Consider the following 14,073-nt stretch of genomic DNA (forward strand, 5'->3'; position numbering starts at 1 on the left):
CTCCGCGAGGCCTCCCGGCACGTTCCGCGCCCGCGCTGCAAAATCCCCCGTGAAAGGCGTCCATCGAAATGTCCGCTCCTGTTCATGCAAAGGTCATCATCATTGGCTCCGGCCCTGCCGGCTACACGGCGGCGATCTACGCCGCGCGTGCGATGCTCGAGCCGATCCTGATCCAGGGCATCCAGCCGGGCGGCCAGCTCACCATCACCACCGACGTCGAGAACTATCCGGGCTTCGCCGACGTGATCCAGGGCCCCTGGCTGATGGAGCAGATGGAGAAGCAGGCGGTCCATGTCGGCACCACGATCGTCACCGACCTGGTCACCAAGCTCGAGACCGCGCAGCGGCCGTTCCGCCTTACCTGCGACAGCGGCGATGTCTATCTCGCCGACACCGTCATCCTCGCCACCGGCGCCCAGGCGCGCTGGCTCGGGCTGCCCTCCGAAGCGAAATTCCAGGGCGGCGGCGTGTCAGCCTGCGCCACCTGCGACGGCTTCTTCTACCGCAACAAGGAAGTCGTGGTGGTCGGCGGCGGCAACAGCGCGGTCGAGGAAGCCCTGTACCTCACCAACCATGCCTCGCAGGTTACCATCGTGCATCGTCGCGATCACTTCCGCGCCGAGCGCATCCTGCAGGAGCGTTTGTTCAAGCACCCGAAGATCAAGGTGGTCTGGGACTCAGCCGTCGACGAGATCTGCGGCACCGAGAACCCGAACAAGGTCACCCATGTCCGCCTCAAGAACGTCAAGACCGGCGCGCGCAGGGACCTGAAGACCGACGGCATCTTCATCGCCATCGGCCACGCGCCGGCGACCGAACTCGTCAAAGGCCAAGTCAAGCTCAAACCGTCGGGCTATGTCGAGGTCGCCCCGAACTCGACCGCCACCTCGGTGCCCGGCCTGTTCGCCGCCGGCGACGTCGCCGACGAGACCTATCGCCAGGCCGTGACGGCCGCCGGCCTCGGCTGCATGGCAGCGCTCGAAGCCGAACGTTTCTTGGCCCTGCGCGCCAGCGAGCGCGCCGCAGCGGAATAGAATCATGCCCCGAACACGCGACGGATTTACGGATATGGACTGGGACAAGCTGAAGGTGTTTCACGCGGCGGCGGAAGCGGGCAGCTTCACGCATGCGGGCGAGCAGCTCGGCCTGTCGCAATCGGCGGTGTCACGCCAGGTCTCGGCGCTGGAGCAGGAGCTCTCGGTCTCGTTGTTCCACCGCCACGCCCGCGGCCTGATCCTCACCGAGCAGGGCGACCTGCTGTTCCGCACTGCGCATGACGTATTCATGCAGCTGCAGGCGGCGCGCGCCAAGCTGACCGACAGCCGCGAGCGGCCGAGCGGCGACCTCAAGATCACCACGACGCCCGGCGTCGGCATCAACTGGCTGATCCCGCGGCTCGGCGAGTTCACTGCGCTCTATCCCGAGATCCGGATCTCGCTGATCGTCACCGATGAGGAGCTCGATTTGTCGATGCGCGAGGCCGACGTCGCGATCCGCACCCGCAAGCCGACGCAGCCCGATCTCATCCAGCGCAAGCTGTTCGCGATGGGCTTCCACGCCTATTGCTCGCCGGAATACATCAAGCGCTTCGGCACGCCGCGCACGCTGGAGGAGCTCGACTCTCATCGCATCATCACGCTTGCCGACGGCAACTTCGCGCCGCATCTGCAGAACCGCAACTGGCTGGTCGAAGCCGGTCGCAACGGGTCGGGGCCGCGCGAAGCCTATTTCAAGGTCAACAACATCCTCGGTCTCGTGCGCGCCTGCCAGCAGGGCCTCGGCATCGCCGCCCTGCCCGACTACCTCGTCGAGGAGCAGAGCAAGCTCGTGCAGCTGTTCGGTGAATCGGATTCGATCCAGCTCGATACCTATTTCGTCTATCCCGAGGAGTTGAAGACGGTCGCACGCGTGCAGGTGTTCCGCGACTTCGTGGTGAGCAAGGCGCAGCGCTGGCCGTCCTGATTTCCGCATGACTGACATGCGGCCTCGGCTGTTGCTGCAGGGCGCTCGTCAAGCTCATACTGTTTGCACGCTGAGCCTTCGCGTTGCGCATTTGTCCCCCTCCTCCAGTGGCGCGGGAGTTCAGTAATCCCTCTTGGAAGGTGATTGTGTCGGCCTCACGTGGCCAATACCTAAGCCGGGCCTTCGGGTCCGGCTTTTTTTCGTCAAAATGGTGCTTCGCCTTCCGCGTGTATTGACAGTTCCAGGCATACCCCGCATCATTTGCAAATGATCACGAAGTCGTGCGCACTCGTTTCGAAAAAAGGCCCCCATCTGGGGACCTCGGAATGTTGCGCGCGCTAGGCTGACTTCGTCATCGCGAGCTGATCCCGAAAACCCCGCCGCCTGGACGGGGTTTTTTCATGTGCCCTCCGTCTCAGGTTTTTTTTCCGAGAAGGAGATTGAAACATGACCGGACTACGAGACCAATTGCACGGGCTGTGGCTGCCGCTGGTGACGCCGTTTCGCAACGGACGTCTCGACGAGACATCATTGCGGCGGCTGACACGGCACTACGGCACACAGGCCGTCGACGGCTTCATCCTGGGGGCGACCTCGGGTGAAGGCATGACGCTGCGCGACACTGAGCTCGAGCGCCTCGTCGCCATCGTCCGCGACGAGATGGCGGCGGGCCGCCGCACCTTGCCGATCTGCCTCGGACTGTCAGGCGCGGACACCTCGCGCCTGATGGATCGCCTCGATGAAACCGCGGACTGGCCGATCGACGGCTACCTGATCGCGAGCCCTTACTATGTGCGGCCGTCGCAGCGCGGGCTGCTGGCGCATTTCGAGGCGCTCGCCGATCACGCCGCCTGGCCGATTGCGCTCTACAACATTCCCTATCGCACCTCGGTGAACATCACCAACCAGACGCTGCTGCGGCTCGCCGAACACAAGAACATCGTCGGCCTCAAGGATTGCGGCTCGAGCCGCGAGCAATCGATCGCGCTGCTGCGCGACCGGCCGAAGGAATTTCGCGTGCTCACCGGCGAGGACGCAAATTATTTCGAGGCGCTCACCGACGGCGCCGACGGCGGCATCGTGCTGTCCGCCCATGTCGAGACCGCGACATTTGCGGCCGTGTATGCGGAGCTCAAGCGCGGCAACCACGACGCCGCGCAGGCGCGCTGGCAGGAGGTCGCCGAGCTGACGCGGCTGCTTTTCGCCGAACCAAGCCCCGCGCCGGCGAAGTACTGGCTGTGGCGCAGCGGCCTCATCGACAGCCCCGAAGTGCGCCTGCCGATGGTGGAAGTGAGCAGCGAGCTCGCCGCAACGATCGATCGCGAGATCGAGCGACGAATGAAAGTCGCGGCGTAGGGCTTCATTTACCCTCCCCTGGAGGGGGAGGGTCGATCGCGCGCAGCGCGAGCGGGGTGGGGTGACGGTCTCTCGGCATCGAACACTGCCTGTGTAGAGAGATCACCCCACCCCGCTCCGCATTTCGCTTCGCTTCATGCGGAGCGACCCTCCCCCTCCAGGGGAGGGTAAGAGGCGCCCGTGGTTAATCCCACCCCACACCCCCTTCGCATTCGCCGCATGGTGCATCCACGCCTCGTTTACCCAACCGCGCCTATCGTTTCTGTCCAAGACCTTCCAAAGGGGGAACGACCATGGGACATCGCACCCGGCCTACGGCCGCGAGCCAATTCGCGCCGGCCGATCTCTTGCAGGGAATTCTGGTGGTGTCGTCGTTCGGGTTCTGGGCGGTGATGCTCGGCCTGATGCCGGTGCTGCTGTTTCGCGTCTGGCTGGCGGGCTGACAGCGCGGCGCGGATGGTTAACCCGTGGTAGCAGCTGTGTTCAAATGTGCAGCTAGCTGCGCCCCGGAATCTTAAAACATCCCGCGTATCACTGACGCCCATAAGCGAAGAAATCGCGGGGGCGTTTGTGAATAATCATAGTGAGATGGCGTCGCATTACGACGCCGGACAGCAGAGCTTTACCACCGAGGACATTCTCTGGGCCGCCGGCATCTGGTCGGTGATCCTGAGCCTTTCGCCGGTCATCGTGTTCTACATGCTGATGGTGGCGTAGCCTCCTTCAGCAGACCCGAAAAACGCAAAACGCGCGGCTCGTCCGCGCGTTTTCGTCCGGGGAAATGAATGATGAAATTATGCCGCCTGCTTGTGCATTGCGCCGGATGCCGACGCCGTGCCGCGAATAGCCTTCACTGAACGCTCGATCGCCGCCCACAGCCGTGCAATTTCCTGAGCCGCACGGCTCTCGGCCTGATACTCCCGCGCGCCTTCGCCGTGGCTGAGCGCCATCAACAAATCGGAACGGTTGGTGATCTGGCCACCCCACACCGGAGCGCGGAATTTCGCCAGCGCCTCGCGCGCGATGGTGACGATCGGGCTTTCCGACTCGTCGCGGCGCGCCGGCGCACCGTTGAGCACGACCGCGTAGGGCTTGCGCGCGGCGCGGCACATCTGGATGGTTTCCTGCACCGCGTTGACGTCGAACACGCCGGGCCGCGCCGGAATGATCACCATCGTCGCGTTCCTGATGGCGTCGTCGACGACGGCCGACAGGTTCGGCGGCGTGTCGATCAACACCCATTCATAACCGTCGCGCTTGGCCGCGGAGACGATGCCGCTGACGGAGTTCACGGCCGGCTTGATCGGCGGCTCGTTGGTGCCACGCAGCTTGTGCCACAGCGTGAGCGAGCCTTGCGGATCCGCGTCCACCAGCATGACCTGCTTGCTCGCCTTGATCTGCGCGGCGAGATGTGCAGCCAGGGTGCTCTTGCCCGAGCCGCCTTTACGCGATGCAAAAACAATAACGTTCATACCTTCGGCCTCCAGATTGACCCCGTGGCTCGAAAATGAATCAGCGCGGTGATTCGTGAAAGAAAAATTTATCGGGAGTTGCGTTGCCGCCACGAAATAACAAGCCGTGTTGGCTTTTGAGTCACACTGCCAGGTACGACGCCGATGAAAACTGCAAGAAAACGCCTGCAATCGTGCGTTTTTTGAGCAGCGAGGCGGGATAAAGTGGAATGCAACCTTGCCGGGCAAATCGCCCTGCGACTCTTTTCCATCGCGCGCGCCTCATCGCCGCAAGGCTAGCGCGCGAACAAAACGAGTCCGACGGAGGAAACGCAGCCGCAGGGTTTCAAGGATGAACGTGCTGTCGCACTCAGCCTTCGCTGGATTTCTTCTTCTTGCTCGTCTTCGCCGCCGGCTTGGTGCTCTTCTTCGCTGTCTTGGGCGCGACGTGGGTCGGCTTGCCGGCACGCACCTCGCCCGGCTCGGGTCCCGGGCGGAAGAACACCCGGCACTGCGGCGAGAGCTGCGACTTCTTCGCGATCATGCAGGCGGTGATGGCATCGACGTTCGGAACGAACTCGCCGCACAGCCGCATCGCATCAGGCGTGCAGGCCTGCTGCTCTTCCTGGGTGTAGGCGAAGCCGGCGCGCGGCAGGACCAGGACGGCCAGGGCAATCCCGAAGGTTGCAGCGGCCAAGGGTTTTGACTTCTTCAAGCGAAACGCCGGCATCGATCCCCCCACATGTCGAGTTCAGTTGGAATAGTGGGTGAACGGGCGTTGCTTGGCAACCGAGGGGAGATGCGAAAGCCGGCACGTGTGCGGTCTCGGCAACAGGGTGGGCGGTCCGACAGTCTCCGCTGTCGTCGCCCGGCTTGACGGGACGACCCAGTATTCCAGAGACGCCTGACGTCCTCGATAGGCCGCGGCGTACTGGATCCCCCGCCTTCGCGGGGGATGACAGTTGTGGGTGGGGCGAGATCGGGCTCGACCCGAGGCCTCAACGACCATCCAACCAATAACCGCGAAAACAACCCCATGCACAGTAGCCAAGTCCAGCTGCGGATTGGCTTTTACGGATTTTACGAAATCAATTTGACGCGTCGGGCAAAACAGTGGCATGATGGCATGATCGAGGATGCATGGGGTGGTCAGCCAGCTCCCCGTGAGGTGAGGGGTGCATGGCCACCGTATTGATCGTCGCGCCGGTGTTTGCGCTGATTGCGGCGGGCTATGCCGCGGTCCTGTTTCGCTTCGTTTCGGACAGCGCGCACAAGGGCATCAGCGAGTTCGCCTTCAGCATCGCTATCCCTGCCCTGCTCTTCCGCACCATCGTCGTCTCGGAATTCCCCGACGTCAGCCCCTACAGGATGTGGGGCGCCTATTACGGCGCGCTCGCCCTCACCTGGATCGCGGCGCTGGCGCTCTCGGTGCTGCTGCGCCCGCGGCGCGAGGACAGCGAGGACGGCGTCGTGTTCGCGATCGGCTCGGTCTACGGCAACATCGTGATGCTCGGCATTCCCTTGACGCTCTCGGCGCTGGGCAATGAGGCCGCGGGCCCGATGGCGCTGATCCTGTCGGTGAACACGCCGCTGCTCTGGCTCTGCGGCATCCTGCAGATGGAGCTTGTTAGCCGCAAGCGGACCGGCTCGGCGCTGTCGGTGATCTCGCCCGTGCTCGCCGACCTCGCGCGCAACCCGCTGATGCTGGCGATCGGTTTTGGCGTGATCTGGCGTTTTACGGGCCTCGGCCTCACCCCCGTCGTCGACAAGACGATCGAACTGCTAGCGCAGGCGGGATCGCCGACCGCGCTGATCGCGCTCGGCATCAATTTGTTCCGCTTCGAGGTCAAGGGCGAGAAGCTGAGCATTTTGGCGATGTGCGCGCTCAAGCTGATGGCGATGCCGGCGGCGGCGTATTTGCTCGCAAAACTGCTCGACCTGCCGCCGATCGCGGCCGGCGTCGTCGTGTTGTTCGCGGCGATGCCGACCGGCGCGAATGCATACATCTTCGCGGTCCAGTATCAGCGGCTGGTGAACCCGGTCTCGGGCGCGGTGGCGCTGGGGACGTTCCTGGCGGCGGTGACGTTGCCGGTGGTGGTGTGGGTGGTGGGGATGAGGTAGCTTCTTTAATTGTGCGTTACGTATGGATGTCGAGCGGAAACAATTCGCCATTTTTTATGTATGAGCCGACCTGCCAACAGATGCTGCCATGCTCCGTCACCGCATCGACCAAGACCTCGATGACCTTGTCCAGCCATTCGACATACTCTTCGAATGTCAGCTTTTCGGAACGCTCATAGATTTTGCCGATATTATAAGGAGGCGACGTTACGATTAGATCGAAACTGGCCCTCGGGAGCTTAGCTAGCACCCTCAGCACGTCGCCTTTGTGGAAGGTGGCAGTTGGAATGATCTTCGGTGAAGTGACTTGCAGCAATTGTCGGCCCCGAATCAAAGACATCGGGGAGTATTGCCGATTGCCTCCCATCGAGGGCGCAACAAGCGAAAATTTTATCCCCAACAACCAAAGGAGAAATCTAGCTCCTAGCTTCCCCTCGCGGTTCCCTCACGCTCAGAAAACCACAGGAGTCCCCAATTCGCAACCTGGGGCTGTACATACTTTCGGTGAAAGTGGGGTCTAACCGAGCCTAACCGAGCCGCCACGGCGAACAACCGCGGTCGACAGTATCGAATTGAAATCGCTGGTACAGTTGGGTGGGCTCGAACCACCGACCTCCTGTTCCACAGACAGGCGCTCTAACCAACTGAGCTACAACTGCATCCTGGCGAGCCGCTCCAAGGCGAGCCTGAAAAGGCCGGCGACCTAAGGGGGCTGGACGGGGCGGAAACTAGGTGCAACGGGCGTTTTTGGCAAGGCCGCAAACGGACGAAAAACCAGCGGAAATCACCCTCGGCGCGATGAAATCGGGCTTGATGGCGGCCATAACGGTTTGCGCTCCCGCTTGCAGGCAAGATTCCCCGTGGGGAGAGAACCCTCACCCGGCGCGCGCGGGACGATGCTTCGCATCGCCCGGGGGACGAATGCTTCGCATCGCCCGGACGCGCCGACCTCTCCCGCAAGCGGGAGAGGTGAAAAAAAACCCGGGCCGTTAAAGCCCGGGTTTCTTAATCAACTCAAACCGGCCAGTCCGCTCAGGCGGCGGGCGGGTAGTACTTCGAGGCGGAGGCCTTGATCGGCTCGGCGGTCTCATTGGCGACGCGCTGGCTGAGCTCGACCAGCTCCTTGGCCTGGGACTGGAAGGTCTCGAGCTGCTTGCGGGCGTGGCCGGTCCACAGCTCCAGCGCTTCCGACGGCGATTTGGCGCCGAACAGCTGCTGGGCGAAGTCCAGCTGGGCGCTGCTGTTGGCCTTCATGAACTCCACCAGCTTGGCGGTGTACTCGCTCGCGCCCTTGCTGGCGGAGGTGAACACGGCCTCGACGGTGCCATTGTGGGTCTCGGCGGCGTCCTTGAACTTGGCGTAGTTCTCGCGGGCCTGCGACACGCCCTTTTCGGCGAACGCACGCATCTGCTCGGGAACCTCGAACGGGATGATCGAGGCAGAAAACGGATCAGTCGCACCTGTCATGGTTGTCCTCACGCAAATTGAAAAAATGGAGTGAGCCTTCTGGCGCGCCCGCCGGCCCCGATTGTGGGCCCTCGCATTGAGCGGGTACGAAGACTGGAAACGCGAAACAAACGAGATGGCTCGCCCAGTACCGCCATTATTGCCGCGCATCATGTCAAGATTGTGCATCGCAATGCGATCCAACAGGCGTCGTAAAAATTTAATCTCGGAGAGGGTGAGGTTCCTGGGATGGGGAACCGGTGGTTGAGGTGGGAGGATTGGTGCCGAGGCGAGGCCGGCCCTTACCCCTGGAGGGTCCGAGACGAGCGGAGCTCGCTCGTGGGTCGATCGCGCAAAGCGCGAGCGGGGTGGGGTGATCTCTCCACCCGGGCACTGTCGGACGCGGAGACACCGTCACCCCACCCCGTCTCACATTCCGCTGCGCTCCATGTGAGCCGACCCTCCCCCTCCAGGGGAGGGTGGCACCGGTGATGCCGCGTGCGCGCACGTCACCTGGCATACGGCCTGACGACAGGCTTTGCCCGCGAATCCCTTGGATGCAATCGGGCTGCGGCTTGCGGGTTCGACACCATTAAGGTTATCGCGGCTTTAGGCCGGCTGTGAGAGACCGTGGCCGTGGACCTGCCCGCGCCTGCGGGCGATACTAACCCTTTCTTAAGGCTGCCATTCCCGGCAGCCGCCCCACGCTGAGAAGCGAGACTTAAAGCCGGTCGGATGAAGAGTTCGGATTTCCAGTTGCGAGGCGTGGGCGATCCCCGGCTGGCCGTGCACGCGACCTCTCCGCTGCCCGCCTGGCTGTGGTCGATCGACGGCACGCGCGTGCTCTGGGCCAATCCGGTCGGGGCAAAACTGTTCGGCGCGGCCCACGCCGCCGCCCTCGCGGACAGGATCTTCGGCCCGGCGGACAGCCACCGCCGCCAGGTCGCCCGGCTGGCCCGCAGCCTGCCGGCGAACGGCGCCGTGCGGCTCGAGCGGCTGCGCGGCTTCGGCGCCCGGCTCGGCATGCTGATGACCTGCGCCTGTACCCGGCTCGACTTTGCCGATGGCGGCCATGGCGTGCTCGTCGCCGCGATGGACCCGACCCTGCGCCCGATGCCGCTGGTCGAGCGGCTGCATCGTCTCGTCGCTGGCGCCAAGGTGCCGATGGCCGCGTTCGCGCCCGACGGGATGTTCGTCGGCGCCAGCGAAGCCGCCCGCTCCCTGCTCGGCTTTCGTGATCTCTTTGAGGCCGGCCTCGACCGGGCCCGCAGCGAAGCGCTGACCTGCGGCCGCGCCGCGACGCCGATCGGCATCGGCCAGATGGTGCTGCAACGGGTCGGCGTCGGCGCCGACATCGGCCTCGTCGCGCTAATCGATCCCGCGCAAGATGCGCGCGCAGCGTCGGCGCCTAAAAGCATGCCGAAGAACGATCCGTCATCGCAGCATCCGCCGGTCGGGATCGCATTGTTCGACGCCTTCGCAGAGCCGGCCGACGCAAGCGAAACCGCCGAGACCATGACGCCCGCGCCTGAACCTGCCGTGAGCGAAGCGCTCGTGGAGGCCTTCCAAGAACCGGTGCCCGACCAGACCACCGCGGCCAAGACTCCGGTTGAAAACTGCGCCCAGGCCATTGTGTCGCCGCAGGCCGCGCCGATCACGTCAGCCATGTTCGAGCTGCCGTCGGGCCACACAGAGACGCCCGCACCGCATCAGCATCCGCTGCGCTTCCTGTGGCAGATGGATGCGGAGGGACGCTTTGTGCTGCTCTCCGACGAATTCATCCGCCTGATGGGCCCGCACACCGCCGCCGGCTTCGGCCGCCCCTGGCGCGAGATCGCCGCGGAATTTGCGCTCGATCCCGAGGGGCGCATCGCAGAGGCGCTTGAAAGCCACGATACCTGGGCCGGCATCACCGTGAACTGGCCCGCCGATGGCGGCGAGCATCTGCCGGTCGAGCTCGCGGGCCTGCCGATCTACGATCGGGAGCGCAATTTCGCCGGCTTCAAAGGCTTCGGCGTCTGCCGCGATCTCGACGGCCTCAACCGGCTCGAAGCGCTCCGGCGCTTCGAGCGGCTGGCCGAGGTGCCGGCGCAGCGCGGCCTGTCCGCCGACGTCGTCGAGCCGATCTCCGAGCCGGAGGCCGAGGCCGCGACGCCGCCTCCGCCCATCGAACCGCCTGGGCCCGAGCCTGAAGCTGAACTGCCCGAACCCGCAACTGATGTGACTTCACACCCAACCGAGCCCGAGACGTCCGTGGAAACGCCAGTGGAAACGCCTCCCAATGTCGTGCCGTTCCGTCCGCATGGCGATGCGCGCTCGCCGACGCTGACGCCGGTCGAGAACAGCGCGTTCAACGAGCTCGCCCGGCAATTGTCCGAGCGCCTCGAACGCGAGCGCGAGACGATCGCGGCTGATACATCCGAGCCGCCGGCGGCAGAGATCACGCCCGAACCACCTACGCCGGAGTTTGAAGCGCCGCAAACCGCAGCCGAATGGCTGACCGAGCCTGCGCCGCCGGCACGCGCCGCGCCCGCGCGCGACCGCGCGCTGCTCGACCTGTTGCCGACGGGCATCCTGATCTATCGCCTCGATCGCCTGCTCTATGCCAACCCTGCCTTCCTGGCGCGCATGGGCTACGCCAACCTGGGCGCGCTGGAGGATGGCGGCGGGCTGGACGCGCTCTATGTCGAGCCGGGCGTCTCCACGGCCAGCAGCACGTCGCAAGGCGGCACGCCGGTGACGATCAGCGCGGCGATCGCCAACGGCGAAGCGCCGCTTGCGACCACCGAGGCGCATCTGCACACGATCGACTGGGACGGCGAGAGCGCGCATGCGCTGATCTGCGCGCTGCCGCAGGCCGCGCCAATTGTCGCCGCGCCCGTCATCGCCGAGACCATTGTCCCCGAATCCTTCCCCTACGCGCCCGACCTCGAGCCCACAGCCGGCGATGCCGACGCCGAGGATCTCGCCGCGATCCTGGACACCACGGCCGAGGGCATCGTGATGTTCGATGCCGAAGGCAACATCCACGCCTGCAACCGCAGCGCCGAGGCGCTGTTCGGCTATGACGGCGATGCGCTGCTCGAGCAGAATCTGGCGACGCTGTTCGCGCCGGAGAGCCAGCAGATCGTCGCCGACTATCTCGAAAGCCTGAAGAGCCAGGACGTTGCGAGCCTGCTCGACCACGGCCGCGAGGTGCTGGGCCGCGAGAAGAAGGGCGGCGTCATTCCGCTCGCGATGATCATGGGCCGCACGCGGCCGGACGGCCCGAACTTCTTCGCCGTGTTCCGCGATCTCTCGCAGAGCAAGAAGGGCGAGAGCGAGCTGACGCAGGCCCGCCGTCGCGCCGACGGCGCAGCGACGGCCAAGGCCGACATGCTGGCGCGGATCAGCCACGAGATCCGCACCCCGCTCAACGCCATCATCGGCTTTGCCGAGGTGATGATCTCCGAACGTTTCGGCGCGCTCGGCAACGAGCGCTATGGCGAATACATGAAGGACATCCGCGCTTCGGGCGAGCGCGTCATCGCCATCATCGACGATCTCTTGGAGCTGTCGCGGATCGAGACCGGCAAGCTCGACCTCAACTTCGCCAACCTCAATCTCAACGACCTCGTCGAGGCCTGCGTTACGGTGATGCAGCCGCAGGCCAACCGCGAGCGCATCATCATCCGCACCTCGTTGGCGCATGCGCTGCCGCAGGTGACAGTGGATGCGCGCGCGATGCGGCAGATCACCGTGAACCTGATCTCGAACTCGATCCGGCTTGCGAGCGCCGGCGGCCAGGTCATCGTCTCGACCGCGCTGACCGATCGCGGCGAGATCGCGCTTCGCATCCGCGACACCGGCCATGGTCTCAGCGAACGCGAAGTCGCCGCCGCGATGGAGCCGTTCCGCACCCCGCCGCCGGGCGATGCCGCGGACAGCGCCGCGCTCAGCCTGTCGTTGACCAAGGCGCTGGTCGAAGCCAACCGCGCCCAGTTCAACATCAAGAGCGCGGGCAATTCCGGCACGCTGATCGAAGTGGTGTTCGCACCGGCGCTGGCGAAGGCGTAAAGCGGCGTCGGGAGGCCACCTCTCCCAGCGGGGAGAGGTCGGATTGGGCTCGGCGATGCGAAGCATCGTCCGAAGCAATTCGGGTGAGGGGCTGCAGCGTTCCGTGAGACTGTTACCCCTCACCCGGATCGCATCTTCGATACGATCCGACCTCTCCCTACGGGAGAGGTGATCAACATCCTGGGCGCGCACCGATCCAATCGATAGCCCTGCCCTTTAGCTCTCGCGAACTCGGCTGGCCCGCCCCCGGATCGTCGACATCATAGACGATCAGGCTCTTCGCGGGATTGTCCGTCATCCTATCGTCGAAACGACGCGCCCGGCTTGGGTCAACTGACTTGGGTCAACTCGACGACAAACCACCCTCGACCTCGGCGCTCAGAAGAGTGGACATGATTTTCTGTCCCACGGACGAGGCGAGGCTGCCGGCGGACAGAACGACGACGCCATTGCCCGACGGAGCGTTTGCGCCGTTCTGAACCCAGCTCTCAAACCCCATCCACGAGCTGAAGCCCGGTACGCTGCCATCTTTCGACAGGACACGTCCCGCAGCGCCGGCGATTTTCGGAAAGAACCATCCAATCGCGACCGTGGGGCCCTGCGTCTGCACCTGGCAGGTGCCCGTCGTACCGCATTTGCCGCGGGCCGGGCTGGCCTGCTGCTGCATCTGCAGGATGGCGAATTCCGTTGGTGAAGGCTGCAGTTGGCCCATGTTGTAGAGCAGCCATTGAAGCATGTCCGAGGCGCAGCTGACGATCGCTCCGGCGCCGAACTCCATCGTTGGGCCCGGCTTATAGCTCTGACCCACGTCGTAAGGCTGCGTCCCGTTATATCCACACGCCATGCTGGGCACTTGGCCCGTACTGAACAAAGCGGTGTTGCTCATGCTCAGATCCGCGCACAGCTCCGCGAGTTGCGCGTTGTACCCATCATAGACGTCGACATAGGGTTTCTGCGGGTTGAGACCGACGATAGCCAGGAGCGACCAGGCAAGGTTTGAATAGGTGTAGCAGTGGCCCGCGGGGCAGATCCAGGACGAGTGCTGTCCGCTGTTGAACCAATCGACGAGGTCGGCGAGGTTCTGCAAGTTGCTTGGCGGGCAGAACTGTCCCCGCGGATCGGGGGGCTCGTCATTGTCCTGCGGAAACCCAGAAGCATAAGTGACGATATCGGCAACCGGAATCCCGCTGATCGCTACCGGCAGGGAAATCGAGGGCATGCAGGACCCAACCGTATTCCCGTCATATGTGCCTTGAAGACTGTAAAAAATCCTGGACGTGAAAACTTTTGAAATGGATCCGATTTCGAACAGAGTATTTGGCAGCTTCGCAGCGCTCACGACATCATGGTTTGAGTCCCAGACTTCAGTCTTAGAGGGAGAGAAGAACTTTGCGGAGGGGGTGCCGGAGCCGTCAAAATCCGTGAAGACGTAGACTGCCATCCCCATGTAATCGCTGACGGCCGCGTCTATGATGTTTTGGATCGCCGAGCTCGGGTCCGAAAAGGCCATTTGCGCCCCTCCCAAGCTTGCATCGCAAGCAAGCTTTAGCACCTTTCGCTGCGGTTGTCTTTATTAGAATGACACCGTGGAGGTTGATAGCGTGATTTGATGGTGAAGAGCGGTCCAAGTCCCCGCGTGGGCGCTCAAATAACGCGCAGCGCTCAAATAAAAAGGCACGGC

General features: G+C 64.0%; 12 protein-coding genes and 1 tRNA gene. 7 read left to right on the forward strand and 6 right to left on the reverse strand.

What is annotated here, in order from left to right; translation table 11 throughout:
* Positions 1-68: 68 nt before the first annotated feature.
* The 5 genes from trxB to ACR9YP_RS38890 all read left to right on the forward strand — a co-directional run bounded on the left by trxB (position 69) and on the right by ACR9YP_RS38890 (position 4,035).
* Positions 69-1,034 carry a thioredoxin-disulfide reductase gene (trxB, locus tag ACR9YP_RS38870; RefSeq protein ID WP_370986257.1) on the forward strand — a complete coding sequence of 322 codons (966 nt, stop codon included), beginning with the start codon at positions 69-71 and terminating at the stop codon, positions 1,032-1,034.
* 4 nt (positions 1,035-1,038) lie between these two features.
* Positions 1,039-1,962, forward strand: a complete 924-nt coding sequence (locus ACR9YP_RS38875) for a LysR family transcriptional regulator (protein WP_027575284.1) — start codon at positions 1,039-1,041, stop codon at positions 1,960-1,962.
* A 447-nt stretch (positions 1,963-2,409) separates the two neighbouring features.
* Entirely contained in the window at positions 2,410-3,318 is a 909-nt protein-coding gene (gene dapA / locus ACR9YP_RS38880; RefSeq protein ID WP_438105062.1) for a 4-hydroxy-tetrahydrodipicolinate synthase, read from the forward strand.
* Between the two features lie 293 nt (positions 3,319-3,611).
* Positions 3,612-3,761 (forward strand): hypothetical protein, encoded by a 150-nt coding sequence (locus ACR9YP_RS38885; RefSeq protein ID WP_164934661.1) that lies wholly within the window; start codon positions 3,612-3,614, stop codon positions 3,759-3,761.
* Between the two features lie 91 nt (positions 3,762-3,852).
* Positions 3,853-4,035 (forward strand): hypothetical protein, encoded by a 183-nt coding sequence (locus ACR9YP_RS38890; protein WP_438110546.1) that lies wholly within the window; start codon positions 3,853-3,855, stop codon positions 4,033-4,035.
* Between the two features lie 77 nt (positions 4,036-4,112).
* On the opposite strand, the gene ACR9YP_RS38895 is transcribed toward ACR9YP_RS38890, so the two are convergent.
* Positions 4,113-4,790: a ParA family protein gene (locus ACR9YP_RS38895; RefSeq protein WP_091886574.1), complete on the reverse strand. Its 678-nt coding sequence runs from the start codon at positions 4,788-4,790 to the stop codon at positions 4,113-4,115.
* Positions 4,791-5,139: 349 nt separating this feature from the next.
* Complete coding sequence (locus ACR9YP_RS38900; protein WP_438105064.1) at positions 5,140-5,499, reverse strand: hypothetical protein; 360 nt, start codon at positions 5,497-5,499, stop codon at positions 5,140-5,142.
* 449 nt (positions 5,500-5,948) lie between these two features.
* On the opposite strand from ACR9YP_RS38900, the gene ACR9YP_RS38905 reads away from it, so the two are divergent.
* Positions 5,949-6,890, forward strand: coding sequence for an AEC family transporter (locus ACR9YP_RS38905; RefSeq protein WP_438105066.1), 942 nt, complete (start codon positions 5,949-5,951; stop codon positions 6,888-6,890).
* 16 nt (positions 6,891-6,906) lie between these two features.
* On the opposite strand, the gene ACR9YP_RS38910 is transcribed toward ACR9YP_RS38905, so the two are convergent.
* From ACR9YP_RS38910 to ACR9YP_RS38920, 3 genes are all read right to left on the reverse strand, one after another.
* Entirely contained in the window at positions 6,907-7,206 is a 300-nt protein-coding gene (locus tag ACR9YP_RS38910) for a DNA methyltransferase (protein ID WP_474218549.1), read from the reverse strand.
* 266 nt (positions 7,207-7,472) lie between these two features.
* A tRNA-His gene (locus ACR9YP_RS38915) sits at positions 7,473-7,549 on the reverse strand.
* A gap of 373 nt (positions 7,550-7,922) precedes the next feature.
* Positions 7,923-8,357: a phasin gene (locus ACR9YP_RS38920; RefSeq protein WP_130212981.1), complete on the reverse strand. Its 435-nt coding sequence runs from the start codon at positions 8,355-8,357 to the stop codon at positions 7,923-7,925.
* Positions 8,358-9,071: 714 nt separating this feature from the next.
* On the opposite strand from ACR9YP_RS38920, the gene ACR9YP_RS38925 reads away from it, so the two are divergent.
* Positions 9,072-12,392, forward strand: coding sequence for a PAS domain S-box protein (locus ACR9YP_RS38925; RefSeq protein ID WP_474218551.1), 3,321 nt, complete (start codon positions 9,072-9,074; stop codon positions 12,390-12,392).
* 343 nt (positions 12,393-12,735) lie between these two features.
* On the opposite strand, the gene ACR9YP_RS38930 is transcribed toward ACR9YP_RS38925, so the two are convergent.
* Positions 12,736-13,902, reverse strand: coding sequence for a serine hydrolase (locus ACR9YP_RS38930; protein WP_474218552.1), 1,167 nt, complete (start codon positions 13,900-13,902; stop codon positions 12,736-12,738).
* Positions 13,903-14,073: the final 171 nt, after the last annotated feature.

The organism is Bradyrhizobium sp. BR14999 (genome assembly GCF_056106085.1).